The sequence below is a fragment of the Flavobacterium sp. genome (genome assembly GCF_027483985.1).
Taxonomy (GTDB): domain Bacteria; phylum Bacteroidota; class Bacteroidia; order Flavobacteriales; family Flavobacteriaceae; genus Flavobacterium.
In genome coordinates this window covers 62,682-78,275 of the sequence record NZ_JAIXTJ010000050.1, presented here as the reverse complement: position 1 = coordinate 78,275, position 15,594 = coordinate 62,682, and the positions used below count along the sequence as shown (strand labels likewise).

Sequence of the window (15,594 nt, the reverse complement as noted above, 5' to 3'; positions counted from 1 at the left end):
TTATGAATAAGACAAAACTTTTAAGCTTCGCTGTACTTGCCTTACTCTTATTAAATTTTGGAATTCTTGGTTTTTTATTTGTAAATAAAGATAAAGAAAGACCTAGAGAAAGAAGGATGCCTAGGGAAATTGTTATAGAACAATTACATTTTGATACTGATCAAATTGCTGCTTATGATGTGACCATCAAAATGCATCAGAATGCAATTCGTGAATTAGACCAAACTATTAGAACAACTAAAAATGAATTGTATCAACTATTAAATTCTGAAGTGATTGATGTAGTTAAAAAAGACCAATTAATCAATCAGTTAGCTGCAGCTCAAAAACAAATTGAAACTACCCATTTCAATCATTTTTTAGATATAAAATCTCTTTGTAAAAAAGAGCAATTAGATGATTACGCTAACTTAACGAAAGAATTGAGTAAATTATTTTCACCTAAGCGAAAGCCACGAAATGAATAGAAATCATTATCTTCTAATTGCCTTTTGTTTGTTATTCTTTTCTAAGAATCAAGCTCAAAATGAAAAGGATTATATTTCCTTTCAAGTAGACTTATGTTGGAATTCAGAAAACCTAGAATTAAATAAAGATTATATTTCAAACAAGGATACGCTAAAATTGGACTTGGTTAAATTTTACATATCAGATTTAAAAATTGAGTACAACAATGGTTCATTTTATAATGAAAAAAACAGTTATCACTTAATAGATATCGAAAATAAAAAATCCTTACAATTTTTAATTCCTAGAAATACAAATAAAATTTCAAAAGTAATTTTCAATGTTGGATTAGACAGCACAACTAGTGTTTCGGGAGCATTATCTGACGATTTAGATGTTACAAACGGAATGTATTGGGCTTGGCAAAGTGGTTATATTAATATGAAAATCGAAGGCACAAGCAAGAGCTGTAAAACACGAAAAAATGCTTTTCAGTTTCATATTGGAGGCTATTTAAAACCTTATTATGCTTTGAGAAAAGTTGTTCTAGATTGTAATGATAATAATAATAATAATAATATTGGTGATAAAATTTTACTTAAGGTAAACTTATTTAAACTATTTAATACTATAGATTTAAGTAAAAATAATTCTATAATGATACCTTGTGAAAAAGCTATGAAAATTGCAGATAATTCCGCAGAAATGTATTCTATTGAATGAGAAAAAATAGTGCAATTTTAGGTTTGACGATAATACTATTTTCTATTTTGGGATTTTCCAAATTAGACTTCACTCCTATTTATTTTGATGTTCCCGAGAATTTCCCTAAACCTATTTATAATTTCAAAAACAATCCGTTATCGGAAGAAGGTTTTGAATTGGGAAGAAAACTATTTTATGATCCTATTTTATCTAAAGATAGTACTATTTCGTGTGCTAGTTGTCATTTGCAACAAACAGGTTTTGCTCACGTAGATCACGATTTAAGTCACGGAATAGATGGTAAAATTGGAATGCGAAATGCGCTTACGCTCCAAAATTTGGCTTGGTCAAAGCATTTTCAATATGATGGTGGCGTAAATAATCTTGAAGTGCAGCCTTTGAATCCGATTACAAGTGCGATGGAAATGAATGAAACAGTGGAAAATGTTGTAAAAAAACTACAGTTTTCACAACAGTATCCTAAATTATTTAAACAAGCCTTTGGGTCAAAAAAAATAACGGGACAATTGACCTTAAAAGCATTAGCTCAATTTGTAGTTTCTCTTACAACATCAAATTCAAAATATGACAAAGTACTTCGCAAGGAAGACAAATTCACTGAAATGGAACAAAAAGGATATGAATTATTCAAACAAAATTGTGCTTCGTGTCACAAAGAACCTTTATTTACAAGTGACCAATTTGAAAATAACGGATTACCAATTGATACTACTCTAAATGATTTTGGTAGAATGAAAATCACGCAAAACCCAACGGATTCGTTACGATTTAAAGTTCCGACTTTACGAAATATTGAATTCACTTTTCCTTATATGCATGATGGTAGATTTAAAAAATTAAACGAAGTTTTAAAACATTATAACACTGGAATTCAACAAAGTAAAACTTTATCCAAGCAACTAAAAAAACCTTTAAATCTTACTGATCATCAACGTACTGAGCTTCTGGCTTTTCTGAAAACATTAACCGATAAAGAATTTTTATTCCATCCTAAATATGGTTTTCCAAAAAATAATTAAAACCTATCGCAAGAGATTTACATTTAATTCGTCTAATAATCAACTATAACCATCCTACCAATGAAAAGAATTTTTACACTACTAATTTTTGCTAGTATTTTATCCACTGCACAAACCAATCCAGCAATAACTAAATGGATGCAAAATACTACTGGAATAATTGGTCGCCACTATTTAGCAGGAAATTCAACTCCGATAATTGATGCAGTTCAAGCTAATGTTCAATCGGTTAAATATAATGCTACTTATTCTTATGTTTCGGCTACGGGAATTCCAGCTTATATTACTGGTCCTTTTCAAGATGGGAATCCATCATTAGCTACTGCTCAAAATAAAATTTTCAGAATTCCTTTAATTCCAACACAAAATACTGGAACTCCAACGGCAACAACAGGCGGAAATATTGGTGTTTTTATAAATGGTGTAGCTCTTTATGATTATCGCGATGGTGTGGCTTGGAACAATACCACTGGGGCACTTTGTGGTGGACCAGGAAATCCTGCTTGTCCTGGTGGACCAATGACAACACAAGCTTGGAATAGAGACGCTATACCAGCGGAAAGAGCCGGTTTTGATTGTTCTAAAGCGCATCCAGCAATGGGTAATTATCATCACCATCAAAATCCTAGTGCTTTTAATTTAGATTTAGTAGTAACTTCTACCATATGTAATTTGTATCCTTCCGATGGTTTATATGCCATAAATCCTTCAGAACATTCACCATTATTAGGGTTTGCTTATGATGGTTTTCCTATTTATGGTGCGTATGCTTATACAAACACCAATGGTACTGGGGCAATTACACGAATGAAATCTAGTTACCAATTAAGAACTAATACTACTAGAACAAATGGACCTGCTATTAACCAAGTGGTAGGAACTCAAACTTTTTTTAATGGCTATTTCAGAGAAGATTATGAATATATTGCACATCCAAATGATCCCACTTATTTAGATTCTCACAACGGAAGATTTTGTATAACACCTGAGTATCCTTTAGGAATTTATTGTTATTTTACAACTGTTGATGCTAATCACAATTCTGCCTATCCTTATGCAGTTGGACCGACATTTTATGGAAATGTAGTGGTGACAACAGTTACATCAGTGCCAGCAGGAACAACGACTTTTGTTTTAGCTAATAATACATTTGATATCAATAAAACAAAAATAACATTGTATCCAAATCCAGCGTCGGAATTTATTGCTATTCAAACTGATTTAGTTGAAAACGATTTAACTGTAACATTAATTGATGAACTTGGGAAAATTGTTAAAACATCAAAAATTGTTCAAGGTAGTACCTTGAGTATTATCGAAACAGATACGATTTATGATGGTATTTATTTTGTAAAAGTTTCATCAGCCAATTCAAGTAAAAGTTTTAAAGTCATCATAAAAAAATAACCAAACCAAACATTTAAATGAAAAAAACAATCCTAATTACCTGTCTAGGTTTACTTTTTATTTCTTGTAATAAATCGGAGGATGACTATCAAGCTATTGAAAGTTTTCCAAATGTTACAACCGCATTTGGCAATAATATCAATTTATCTAACTTAGCAAATTATGCTAATCAAACTGTTCCTGCCTATATTACAAAAAGTAATGTGGGTTCCAATTTGATAACGAATAAAGGTGCGACTTTAGGAAGAGTTTTATTTTATGATAAAAAGCTTTCTTCAAATAATACTATTTCATGTGCAAGTTGTCACCAACAAGCAAATGCTTTTAGTGATGTTGCCGTTGCAAGTCAAGGTGTAAATGGAACCACAGGAAGACACTCAATGCGATTAATCAATAATCGTTTTGCAAATGAAGCAAAATTCTTTTGGGATGAAAGAGCTATCAATTTAGAAACACAAACCACAATGCCTATAAAAGACCACGGTGAAATGGGTTATAGTGGTACTAATGGAGACGAAGCATTTTCAGGATTAATCACAAAATTATCAGCCATTGGTTACTATAAAGAATTGTTTAAATTTGTTTATGGTTCAGAGGAAATTACTGAAAACAAAATACAAATAGCTTTAGCTCAATTTATCAAAAGTATACAATCATTTGATTCCAAATACGACATTGGAAGAGCAACTGCTGCAAATGAAGGACAACCTTTTACCAATTTTACTGCACAAGAAAATCAGGGAAAAAATTTATTTTTATCGCCTCCAGTTTTTAATGCAACTGGAAGTAGGACTGGCGGAGGTTTAGGATGCGCTGGTTGTCATGCTGCACCTGAATTTGATATCGATCCAAATTCAAGAAATAATGGAATAATTGGAACTATAAGTGGTGTTGGAATTGATATTACTAATACCCGTGCGCCATCATTACGAGATTTAGTTAAAACAGATGGAACCACAAATGGTCCAATGATGCACACAGGAGTTATTACAACTTTACAAGCTGCTGTTGGACATTATGGAACAATAAACTTAGCTCCAGGAAATACAAATTTAGATCCAAGATTACGTCCAAATGGTTTTGGTCAACAATTAAATTTAACGGCTCCTGAAGTTAATGCAGTCATAGCTTTCTTAAGAACACTTTCTGGAACAAATGTTTATGTTGATAGTAAATGGTCAAATCCATTTTTAAATTAAATCTCATAAAAAAAGAGCTTTCAATTGAAAGCTCTTTTTTTTATAATTATGGTTTTTAGAATATTATCCTAAAACTTCTTTTACTTTTTTACCAATTTCAGCAGGAGAATCAACTACGTGAATTCCGTTTTCTCTCATGATACGTTTTTTAGCTTCAGCTGTATCATCAGCACCACCAACAATTGCACCAGCGTGACCCATTGTTCTTCCTTTTGGAGCCGTTTCACCTGCGATAAATCCAACAACTGGTTTGCGGTTTCCATCAGCTTTGATCCATTTAGCAGCATCAGCTTCAAGTTGTCCACCAATTTCACCAATCATAACGATACAATGCGTTTCTGGGTCATTCATTAATAATTCAACAGCTTCTTTAGTTGTAGTTCCAATAATTGGATCTCCACCAATTCCGATAGCTGTAGTAATTCCTAATCCTTGTTTTACAACTTGATCAGCAGCTTCATAAGTTAATGTACCTGATTTAGAAACGATTCCAACCGTACCTTTTTTGAAAACAAAACCTGGCATGATACCAACTTTAGCTTCTTCTGGTGTAATTACACCTGGACAGTTTGGTCCGATTAATCTACAATCTCTATCTTGAATATAAGCATATGCTTTAATCATATCAGCTACAGGAATTCCTTCGGTGATACAAATAATAACTTTAATTCCTGCATCTGCAGCTTCCATAATAGCATCAGCAGCAAAAGCTGGTGGAACAAAAATGATTGTAGTATCAGCACCTGCTTGGTCAACCGCGTCTTTAACTGTATTAAAAACTGGACGATCTAAATGCGTTGAACCACCTTTTCCTGGTGTAACACCACCAACAACATTGGTTCCGTATTCAATCATTTGTGAAGCGTGAAATGTACCTTCGCTACCTGTAAATCCTTGAACTATTATTTTTGAATTCTTGTTAACTAAAACGCTCATATTATGTTTTTTTATTTAGTTTTAATGTTTGAGTTGCAAAAGTATAAAATAGTAATTAGTAATTAGTGATTAGTAATTAGTTTTTTTCTATTTATTTGCAAATTTTCTATATATGATTTTATGAGAATTGACTCATTTGATAACCTCGAAATAATTTATCGTCTTGGATTTCCCAAATGACAAAAAAATGTGCTAGAAGCATCTCTTCACGTGGGTTTTCAATTGTTTTTACAAAATGGGAATAACGAATTGAAACCTTATTTTTTTCGGCAATAATATGCGTAATTCTCATTTTAGAACGAACATAAGACTTGCTCAATTCATCGGTAAGATTCAATACATCTTGCTTCTTCATTTGAACAAAACCTTTACTACTGTTCCACTCGATGATTAAATCGTCGTGAAGAAATGGCTCTACTTCTGATCGACGTAGAAGTAAATCATTTTTATAAAAATCAAGAACTAATTCTTTTGCTGTCATTACTTAAGACTTTTTATTATTTCAGGTATTCGTTTTATGTTGGCTAATTGTTTTAATTTTTCACGTGACTCTTCTATTGGGGTTCCAAAATAAGATTTCCCACCTTCAATTGATTTTGTCACACCGGTTTGACCTAAAACTACTGCTTTTGCACCAATAGTGATTCCGCTAGTTGTTCCAACTTGACCCCAAAGTGTAACTTCATCTTCAATAATTACACAACCTGCTATTCCGGTTTGTGCTGCAATTAAACATTTTTTTCCAATTACAGTATCGTGACCAACGTGTACTTGGTTATCGATTTTAGTTCCTTCACCAATGGTTGTATCTCCTGTAACACCTTTATCAATAGTACAAAGTGCTCCAATTCCAACATTATTTTCAATCACCACTCTTCCACCTGATAGCAGTTGATCAAAACCTTCAGGACGTTTTTTGTAATAAAAAGCATCGGCTCCAAGAATAGTTCCTGCTTGAATAATCACATTATCACCAATTACGCAATTATCATTTATGGAAACATTAGCGTGGATGATACAATTTTTTCCAATTTCAACATTGTGTCCGATAAAACAATTAGGTTGAATTACAGTTCCTTCGCCTATTATCGCTGAATTTGATATTGAAACACCAGCTGCAGTAAAAGGCCTAAAATGATTGGTTAATTTATTAAAATCTCTGAAAGGATCATCAGAAATTAGCAATGCTTTACCTTCAGGACATTCTACTTGTTTATTGATTAAAACAATTGTAGCCGCTGATTGCAATGCTTTATCATAATATTTTGGATGATCAACAAAAACAATATCGCCATTTGTAACCACGTGGATTTCATTCATACCATAAACAGGGAAATCATCAGCACCAACATAGTGGCAACCGATGATTTCTGCAATTTCTTTAAGCGAGTATATTTTTGAAAACTTCATTTATTTTATTATTCAGTAGTCAGTAATTTAGGTTTAATTTGAACTTAAAAGCAGCTAAAATTATTCTTTTACACGTTCCATATAAGAACCTGACGCTGTATCAATTTTAATTTTATCACCTTCATTAATGAATAACGGAACGTTTACCGATGCTCCAGTTTCAACTTTAGCTGGTTTTGTAGCATTTGTAGCCGTATTTCCTTTAACACCTGGTTCTGCGTAAGTAACTTCAAGTACTACAGAAGCTGGCATATCTACAGAAAGAGGCAACTCTGTTTCAGCATTGATAATTAATTTAACTATTGCTCCTTCTTTTAATAAATCTGGTGCATCAAGAATAGCTTTATTTAATTGAATTTGCTCATAAGTTTCAACGTGCATAAAGTTGAACAAATCACCTTCAGCATATAAAAATTGGTATTCATGTGTTTCAACACGAACTTCATCAATTTTGTGACCTGCAGAAAAGGTATTGTCAAGAACTTTACCATTAGTCAAACTCTTAAGTTTGGTTCTAACGAAAGCTGGACCTTTTCCTGGTTTAACGTGAAGAAATTCGATAATTTTATAAATATCGTGGTTGTACTTAATGCATAATCCGTTTCTAATATCTGATGTAGATGCCATTTTTATTATTTTTAATTTTTAATTTTTATTTTTTAATATGAGCCTGAATAACCTTTCATGATTCCTCGTGAAGAGTTTCTGATGAAATCTAATATTTCATCTCGTTCAGGAGATGCGGCCATTTCCGCTTCTATAATACCAACCGCTTGAGAGGTATTATAATTTTTTTGATATAAGATTCTGTAAATATCTTGAATTTCTCTAATTTTTTCAGAAGTAAAACCTCTTCTTCTTAAACCTACAGAATTAATTCCGACATAAGATAGCGGTTCTTTTGCTGCTTTAGTAAAAGGTGGCACGTCTTTTCTAACTAACGAACCTCCTGAAATCATTGCGTGATCACCAATGTGAATGAATTGATGAATGGCAGCTAAACCACCAATGATAGCATAATTTCCAACAATAACGTGACCTGCCAATGCAACTCCGTTTACAATAATTGCGTTATCTCCAATGTGACAATCGTGCGCAATGTGAGCTGTTGCCATAATCAAACAGTTTTTTCCAATTCTTGTTTGACCTGATGCTACTGTACCTCTATTTATTGTAACACATTCTCTTACTGTAGTGTTATCACCAATTATCGCAAGTGATTCTTCACCTCCAAATTTCAAATCTTGTGGAACTGCTGAGATTACTGCGCCTGGAAAAATATTACAATTTTTACCAATTCTTGCGCCTTCCATAATGGTAACATTAGAACCAATCCAAGTTCCTTCTCCAATTTCAACATTGTTATGAATGGTCGTAAAAGGATCAATTACGACGTTTCTTGCAATTTTTGCTCCTGGATGTACGTATGCTAGTGGTTGATTCATAAGTTATTGTTTTTTAGCTATTTGAGCCATTAATTCTGCTTCAGCAACTAATCTTCCGTTAGCATAAGCGTTGGCTTGCATGTGACAAATTCCTCTTCTGATAGGAGAAATTAAATCACATTTGAATATTAAGGTATCACCAGGAAGCACTTTGTATTTGAACTTAACATTATCAATTTTCATAAAATAAGTCAAATAATTTTCAGGATCTGGAACCGTACTTAGTACTAAGATTCCACCTGATTGCGCCATTGCTTCCACAATTAAAACGCCTGGCATTACTGGTGCATCTGGAAAATGTCCGACAAAGAAATTTTCGTTCATCGTTACATTTTTCATACCAACCACGTGTGTTTCTGACATTTCAATGATTCTATCAATCAATAAAAAAGGTGGACGATGTGGAAGAATATTCATAATTTGATGAATATCCATTAATGGAGGTAGGTTTAAATCATAAGTTGGAACATAATTCTTTTGTTCGATTTTAATGATTTTAGATAATTTTTTAGCAAACTGCGTATTTACAAAATGACCAGGTTTATTGGCGATTACCTTTCCTTTAATTCGGATTCCAACAAGGGCTAAATCTCCGATGACATCAAGTAATTTATGACGAGCCGCTTCATTAGGATAATGCAATGTTAGGTTATCTAAGATACCGTTTTCTTTAACCGCAATAGTTTCTTTTCCGAAGGCTTTCTTTAGATTTTCCATTGTGTTTGGAGATATTTCTTTATCAACATAGACAATGGCGTTATTTAAATCACCTCCTTTTATTAACCCGTTATCTAGTAAGCTTTCTAGTTCGTGAAGAAAACTAAACGTTCTACAATTAGCAATTTCAGTTTTAAAATCGGATAAATTTTTAAGAGTAGCATTTTGTGTGCCTAATACTTTTGTACCAAAATCAACCATTGCGGTAACTTGATAATCTTCAGAAGGCATTACTAAAATTTCGCTACCTGTAGCTTCATCTGTAAAGGAAATTACTTCTTTAACTACATAATATTTACGTTCAGCTTCTTGTTCTTCAACACCTACTTTTTCAATTGCTTCTACGAAATATTTAGATGAACCGTCCATAATTGGTGGTTCAGATTCATTCAATTCTATGATTGCATTATCTACATCACAACCAACAAAGGCCGCTAAAACGTGCTCTGATGTTTGAATTTTGACACCAAGTTTTTCTAAATTAGTTCCTCTTTGGGTATTTACCACATAATTTGCATCCGCTTCAATGATCGGACTTCCTTCTAAATCAACTCTTACGAATGTAAAACCGTTGTTTATTGGTGCAGGTTTAAAAGTCATCTTGACTTCTTTTCCTGTATGTAATCCAACACCTGTAAGTGAAATTTCACTTTTGATGGTTTTTTGCTTAACCATAATATTCAATCTAGTTTTGTTTGTTATTGTATTTTCTTTTTTAAATCGTGTAAATCAGCAACAATTTTAGGTAAATTTCTAAAATGTACGTAGGACTTACTAAAATCTCCATAATTAAAGGCTGGCGTTCCTTGAACCACTTCGCCATCGCCAATGCTTTTACCTATTCCGGATTGCGCTTGAATTCTAACGCCATTTCCTATTGTAATGTGACCCACAATTCCTACTTGTCCGCCAATCATGCAATTTTTGCCAATTTTGGTTGAACCTGCTACACCTGTTTGCGATGCAATTACGGTATTTTCACCAATTTCAACATTGTGGGCTATTTGGATTTGATTGTCCAACTTCACTCCTTTTCTGATGATTGTTGAACCCATTGTTGCTCTATCTATTGTAGTACAAGAACCCACTTCAACATTGTCTTCTAATATCACATTTCCAATTTGAGGAATTTTGCTATAAGTTCCATCTTCGAGCGGCGCAAATCCAAAACCATCTGAACCAATTATTGTTCCAGAATGAAGTACACAATTTGATCCTATTTCAGTTTCAGAATAAACTCTGACTCCAGCAAAAAACACACAATTATCACCAATAATTACATTGTCACCGATGAATGTGTTGGGATAAATTTTTACGTTATTTCCAATTTTTACATTTTTACCAACGTAACAAAAACTACCTAAATATAAATCCCTTCCGTATTCAACACCTTCAGAGATTACTGATGGTTGTTCGATACCTGATTTCATCAATTTGACTTGATTGTAATATTCTAGTAATTTAGAAAAGGATTGGTAAGCATCTTCTACTTTGATTAACGTAGTAGAAATTGCTTGTTCTGGCTCAAAAGATTTGTTTACAATGGTAACCGAAGCTTGAGTAGAATATATAAAGTTCTGATATTTGGGATTGGACAAAAAAGTAAGTGAACCTGTAGATCCTTCTTCTATTTTTGACAATTTAAAAACTTCAGCATTAGGATTTCCTACTACTTCACCTTCTAAAATACCCGCAATTTGTTCAGCTGTAAATTTCATTTATATAAAAAAATATTTTCCATTGGAATAAAATGGAACTCGCAAATATACTCAAAAATAGAATTAACAAATTTAAAGGCTCGTTTCATTGGCGCAAAAATATTAAAATTTAATGAAATACTAGGTATCTAATAGTACTTTTGGAAAACATATAAAATATTTAGTCACTGGTTTGGACAAAGCTTTCAAATGCAATTGATCGGATGCTTCTACAACATCTTCAATAGTTCGGTCTTTTTTGAGTATTCTAATCGGTTCGCTCAGTTTACTGTAGGCTTGATTTTTTAATTTTCCTTTGAAAATAAAATAATCTGCTTCTTTATCAGAAATGGGATGCAATGCTATGAATTTCTTCTTTAAATCTATTAAACCTTCTTTTTCTGGTTTCTCGTCCGACATTTTAATCTTTAATAAATCTCTATTGATGATCATTTTGCAAAGCGAACTCAATACAAAATCATCATTAAATTGCCACGCTTTGATAGCACCCATTACGTCGTGATCGTCAAGTAAAGCAAAGGTTTTTATGGTTTGTTTGTCAAATAGTTCTAATGAAATCTTATGCTCCATAAAAAACAACAAGGGTTTGCTGCATTCTAGGTGAATTCCTTTTTGAGTTAATTCTTTGGCTCTTTTTAGAATCTTCATTAAAATGATTTCTGCTACGACACTGGTTTTGTGAAGATATGCTTGCCAATACATCAAACGTCGTGCAACTAAAAATTTTTCTACGGAGTAAATTCCTTTTTCTTCGATTACTAGAAAATCATCTTGCACGTCCATCATTTGAATCAAACGTTCGCTGTTGATGTTTCCTTCGGCTACACCGCTATAAAAACTATCTCTTCTAAGGTAATCCATTCGATCCATATCTAGTTGACTTGAAATCAATTGGTACATAAATTTTCTATGGTATTCTCCTTTAAATATTTGAATGGCAAGCGCTAATTTTCCGTCAAATTCTTCATTTAACTCATTCATAAACAGCAATGAAATCTCTTCGTGGTGCACATCTTCTACGATACTATGTTCCATTGCGTGAGAAAACGGACCGTGACCAATATCATGTAATAAAATGGCGATTAACAAAGCATTTTCTTCTTCTTTTGAAATAGAAACACCTTTGAATTGAAGTGTTTGAATCGCTTTTTGCATCACGTGCATACAACCTAAAGCGTGATGAAATCGGGTGTGATGTGCTCCTGGATAAACCAAATAAGACATACCCATTTGAGAAATGCGTCGTAACCTTTGAAAGTACGGATGTTGAATTAAATCGTAAATTAAGGTATTTGGTATGGTAATAAATCCGTAAATAGGATCGTTAAATATTTTAAGTTTATTGGTTGGATTCACTAAGTGCTTGTTTATTTTACACAAATATAAGGCAAATGTTAAAAACAAAAAACTATTTTCTGTGGAGATGTCAATTGTTTTGTTAATTTTTTTAAATTTGCTTAAACAATAGTTAATTTTATATCTAGCAAATGGAAATTAAAACAAAAATCACAGTAGAATGTACCATTAAAAGTACTTTAGATAAAGTGTGGAATTATTGGACCACACCAGAAAAAATTATGCTATGGAACAACGCTTCTGAGGATTGGCATACTGTTAAAGCCACTAATACTTTAACTCCACGCGGACGTTTCTCTTATACTATGGCTGCTAAAGACGGTAGTGTTAGTTTTGATTTTGAAGGCACTTACCTTGAAGTCATCCAAAACAAAGCTATTAAATATGTTTTAGACGACAACCGTGAAGTAAGCATCGATTTTATTGCTATTGGAGATACTGTTGAAGTAGTAGAAACCTTCGAAGCCGAAACGATGAATTCAGTGGAGTTGCAAAAAGATGGTTGGCAGGCTATTTTGAATAATTTCAAAAAGCTAGTAGAAAACCACTAGCTATTCTTTTTCTTTTCGACCGCGAAGTATATCCTCTAGCGTGCAACACTTTACAATTTCTTCTTCACCGAAAACCAACATCGGCAAATGAATGTATTCCACTTCCGATAAGTCTTCGTTTAAGTAAAACTTCATATCGTCGAGGTTGTAAAACCATTCTTTGTCGAACTGTACTTTGTGCACCGTTGCGTCTTCTAACAACAACTTTTCGGTTAAAGGTTTCATTTTATTAATATTTCAATAATTCTAATAATCCTTCTTCAAATCTAGTTTTTGGCAAATATTGATCTTCTAAAGCTTTTACAAAAGGGATTGCGCTTTCAATACTTCCTATACGTTTTACTGGAGCATCTAAATATTCAAAACAATTTTCCATAATTAACGCCGAAATATCGCTTGAGATTCCGCCAAACAAGGTGTCTTCTTGCAGAATAATTACTTTTCCTGTTTTCTTTACTGAGGCAAAAATTGTTTCAGTATCTAGCGGTTGTAAAGTTCTTAAATCAATTAAATCGGCTTTAATTTGCGGATTTTTAGATAAGGTATCTAATGCCCAATGCACTCCTGCTCCAAAAGAAATAATCGTTACCTCTGTGCCTTCTTTCACCAACGCAGCTTTTCCGAATGGAATGGTGTAATATTCTTTAGGAACATCTTGATACACCGAACGGTACAATTGTTTGTGTTCGAAAAACATCACTGGGTTTGGATCATTAATTGCGGTGTTCAACAACCCTTTTACATCATAAGGAAATGCCGGATAAACCACTTTTAAACCTGGTGTTTTGGTAAACCACGCTTCGTTTGTTTGTGAGTGAAATGGTCCGGCTTGTGTGCCACCACCACAAGGCATTCGCACTACAACATCGGATTTTTCACCCCAACGGTAGTGTTGTTTAGCTAATAAATTCACTATTGGATTAAAACCTGTCGATACGAAATCGGCAAACTGCATTTCGACGATGGCTTTATATCCGTTGATTGACAATCCGTTGGCTGCTGAAACTACAGCACTTTCGCAAATTGGTGTATTTCTTACTCTATCTTTTCCAAAGGCCTCTACAAAACCTTCTGTAATTTTGAAAGCTCCACCATATTCAGCGATGTCTTGACCCATAATCACTAAATTACTGTGGCGTTCCATTGACTGTTTTAAAGCTTGCGTTATTGCATCAACCACACGAATGTTTTCCATTTCTGAACTTGGGTTAACTTCCTCAAATTGATACGGTTCAAACATATCATTTAATTCTTCGGTTAAGTCCGCAACTACTTCAGGTTCTGCTTGTGTGATTGCCCAATGTTCGTCGATTTCTGCTTTGATAACCGCTTTGAATTCGGAGTCTAATTCTTCTGATAGAACACCAACATCAACCAAATAGTTTTTGTAGTTAGCAATTGGATCTTTGATTGCCCACATGTCCATTAATTCTTGTGGAACGTATTTTGTACCACTCGCCTCTTCGTGCCCGCGCATTCTAAACGTTTTGAATTCTAATAAAACTGGTCTAGGATTTACCGCTAGCGAAGCTTTTAACTCAGCAATTTTAGTGTAAACTTCCAAGATGTTATTACCATCAATTATGTGGCTTTCCATTCCGTAACCTACACCTTTATCGGCAAGGTTTTCGCAACGGTATTGTTCGTTGGTTGGCGTTGAAAGACCGTAGCCATTGTTTTCGATTACGAATAAAACTGGCAAATCCCAAACTGATGCTATGTTAAGCGCTTCGTGAAAATCGCCTTCACTAGTAGCGCCTTCACCTGTAAAAACTGCGGTAATTTTTCCGTTTTTCTTTAACTTGTTTGCTAAAGCGATTCCATCGGCTACGCCCATTTGCGGTCCGAGATGCGAAATCATTCCGATGATGTGGAATTCTTGCGTACCGAAGTGAAAACTTCTGTCGCGACCTTTGGTGAATCCGGTTTTTTTACCTTGCCATTGTGAGAACAAACGGTGCAACGGAATGTCACGCGAAGTGAACACTCCCAAATTGCGGTGCATTGGTAAAATGTATTCGTCTTGGTCTAAAGCCGCTGTGATTCCCACAGAAATAGCTTCTTGCCCGATACCCGAAAACCATTTTGATACTTTACCTTGACGTAACAGAATAAGCATTTTTTCTTCTATCAGTCTAGGTTTTAGTAGTCTTTTATATAAATCTAATAATTGTATGTTGGATAAATCTTTTCTATCGAAATTCATTGGTTTGTTTTTTAAGCCTTGCAAAAATATAAAAAAGTGATTCGTTTCTCCTATTATTTTTGCGGAATTCTTTGTGGATTTTATTGTTTGTAATGAATTGTATAATATGGAACGCTAATGATACAAATAAAGCGGATTGGCACTAATTTTTTTTAGAACACAGATCAGAGAAATTGGAGTAATTTGAGAAATTGTAGTTGGGGTTGAGGATTGAAGATTGAAGATTGAGGATTGAGGATTGAGGATTGAGGATTTGATTCTCGCCTTTCTTAATAAAATGGACCTTTTTGGGAAGCTATTTAGAGGTACTATAGTTGTTCTTTAAATTCATAGGTTATAAATGCAGTTTTCATACACTATCTATGCTTTATCTATGCTTTATCTATGCTTTATCTATGCTTTATCTATGCTTTATCTATGCTTTATCTATGCTTTATCTGTACTTATTCTATGTACC

Annotated in this window: 16 protein-coding genes; 6 read left to right on the top strand and 10 right to left on the bottom strand. The window is 33.5% G+C overall.

Going from position 1 to position 15,594, the window contains the following annotated elements; genetic code table 11:
• Positions 1-2 precede the first annotated feature (2 nt).
• Genes Q0050_RS12715 through Q0050_RS12695 form a run of 5 tightly spaced genes read left to right on the top strand, consistent with a single transcriptional unit; the run spans position 3 to position 4,798 of the window.
• On the top strand, positions 3-467 hold the full coding sequence (locus Q0050_RS12715; protein ID WP_298396423.1) for a hypothetical protein: 465 nt from the start codon (positions 3-5) through the stop codon (positions 465-467).
• A complete protein-coding gene (locus Q0050_RS12710) occupies positions 460-1,170 on the top strand; it encodes an MbnP family protein (protein ID WP_298396421.1) in 711 nt (236 codons plus the stop codon). The genes Q0050_RS12715 and Q0050_RS12710 overlap by 8 nt, the downstream gene beginning before the upstream one ends.
• On the top strand, positions 1,167-2,192 hold the full coding sequence (locus Q0050_RS12705) for a cytochrome c peroxidase (protein ID WP_298396418.1): 1,026 nt from the start codon (positions 1,167-1,169) through the stop codon (positions 2,190-2,192). Before Q0050_RS12710 ends, Q0050_RS12705 begins: the two co-directional genes overlap by 4 nt.
• Positions 2,193-2,252: 60 nt before the next feature.
• Positions 2,253-3,599 carry a YHYH protein gene (locus tag Q0050_RS12700; RefSeq protein ID WP_298396415.1) on the top strand — a complete coding sequence of 449 codons (1,347 nt, stop codon included), beginning with the start codon at positions 2,253-2,255 and terminating at the stop codon, positions 3,597-3,599.
• 17 nt (positions 3,600-3,616) lie between these two features.
• A complete protein-coding gene (locus tag Q0050_RS12695) occupies positions 3,617-4,798 on the top strand; it encodes a cytochrome c peroxidase (RefSeq protein ID WP_298396412.1) in 1,182 nt (393 codons plus the stop codon).
• 63 nt (positions 4,799-4,861) lie between these two features.
• On the opposite strand, the gene sucD is transcribed toward Q0050_RS12695, so the two are convergent.
• The 8 genes from sucD to Q0050_RS12655 all read right to left on the bottom strand — a co-directional run bounded on the left by sucD (position 4,862) and on the right by Q0050_RS12655 (position 12,380).
• A complete protein-coding gene (sucD, locus tag Q0050_RS12690) occupies positions 4,862-5,734 on the bottom strand; it encodes a succinate--CoA ligase subunit alpha (protein WP_298396410.1) in 873 nt (290 codons plus the stop codon).
• A 118-nt stretch (positions 5,735-5,852) separates the two neighbouring features.
• Complete coding sequence (locus tag Q0050_RS12685) at positions 5,853-6,215, bottom strand: nuclear transport factor 2 family protein (RefSeq protein WP_298396408.1); 363 nt, start codon at positions 6,213-6,215, stop codon at positions 5,853-5,855.
• Entirely contained in the window at positions 6,215-7,144 is a 930-nt protein-coding gene (locus tag Q0050_RS12680; protein ID WP_298396405.1) for a UDP-3-O-(3-hydroxymyristoyl)glucosamine N-acyltransferase, read from the bottom strand. The genes Q0050_RS12685 and Q0050_RS12680 overlap by 1 nt, the downstream gene beginning before the upstream one ends.
• A gap of 60 nt (positions 7,145-7,204) precedes the next feature.
• The gene (gene efp, locus Q0050_RS12675) at positions 7,205-7,771 is read right to left on the bottom strand and encodes an elongation factor P (protein ID WP_298396402.1); all 567 of its coding nucleotides are present in this window, start codon (positions 7,769-7,771) and stop codon (positions 7,205-7,207) included.
• A 32-nt stretch (positions 7,772-7,803) separates the two neighbouring features.
• Positions 7,804-8,589, bottom strand: coding sequence for an acyl-ACP--UDP-N-acetylglucosamine O-acyltransferase (gene lpxA, locus Q0050_RS12670; RefSeq protein ID WP_298396398.1), 786 nt, complete (start codon positions 8,587-8,589; stop codon positions 7,804-7,806).
• A gap of 3 nt (positions 8,590-8,592) precedes the next feature.
• Positions 8,593-9,981, bottom strand: a complete 1,389-nt coding sequence (locus Q0050_RS12665; protein WP_298396396.1) for a bifunctional UDP-3-O-[3-hydroxymyristoyl] N-acetylglucosamine deacetylase/3-hydroxyacyl-ACP dehydratase — start codon at positions 9,979-9,981, stop codon at positions 8,593-8,595.
• A gap of 23 nt (positions 9,982-10,004) precedes the next feature.
• The gene (gene lpxD, locus Q0050_RS12660) at positions 10,005-11,024 is read right to left on the bottom strand and encodes a UDP-3-O-(3-hydroxymyristoyl)glucosamine N-acyltransferase (RefSeq protein WP_298396393.1); all 1,020 of its coding nucleotides are present in this window, start codon (positions 11,022-11,024) and stop codon (positions 10,005-10,007) included.
• 120 nt (positions 11,025-11,144) lie between these two features.
• Positions 11,145-12,380, bottom strand: a complete 1,236-nt coding sequence (locus Q0050_RS12655) for an HD domain-containing protein (protein WP_298396390.1) — start codon at positions 12,378-12,380, stop codon at positions 11,145-11,147.
• Between the two features lie 131 nt (positions 12,381-12,511).
• Here Q0050_RS12655 and Q0050_RS12650 point away from each other — a divergent pair, with 131 nt between their 5' ends.
• A complete protein-coding gene (locus Q0050_RS12650; protein WP_298396387.1) occupies positions 12,512-12,931 on the top strand; it encodes an SRPBCC domain-containing protein in 420 nt (139 codons plus the stop codon).
• On the opposite strand, the gene Q0050_RS12645 is transcribed toward Q0050_RS12650, so the two are convergent.
• Together Q0050_RS12645 and Q0050_RS12640 are read right to left on the bottom strand one after the other, a co-directional pair.
• Complete coding sequence (locus Q0050_RS12645) at positions 12,932-13,156, bottom strand: hypothetical protein (RefSeq protein ID WP_298396384.1); 225 nt, start codon at positions 13,154-13,156, stop codon at positions 12,932-12,934.
• A gap of 4 nt (positions 13,157-13,160) precedes the next feature.
• Entirely contained in the window at positions 13,161-15,137 is a 1,977-nt protein-coding gene (locus Q0050_RS12640; protein ID WP_298396382.1) for a dehydrogenase E1 component subunit alpha/beta, read from the bottom strand.
• Positions 15,138-15,594 lie beyond the last annotated feature (457 nt).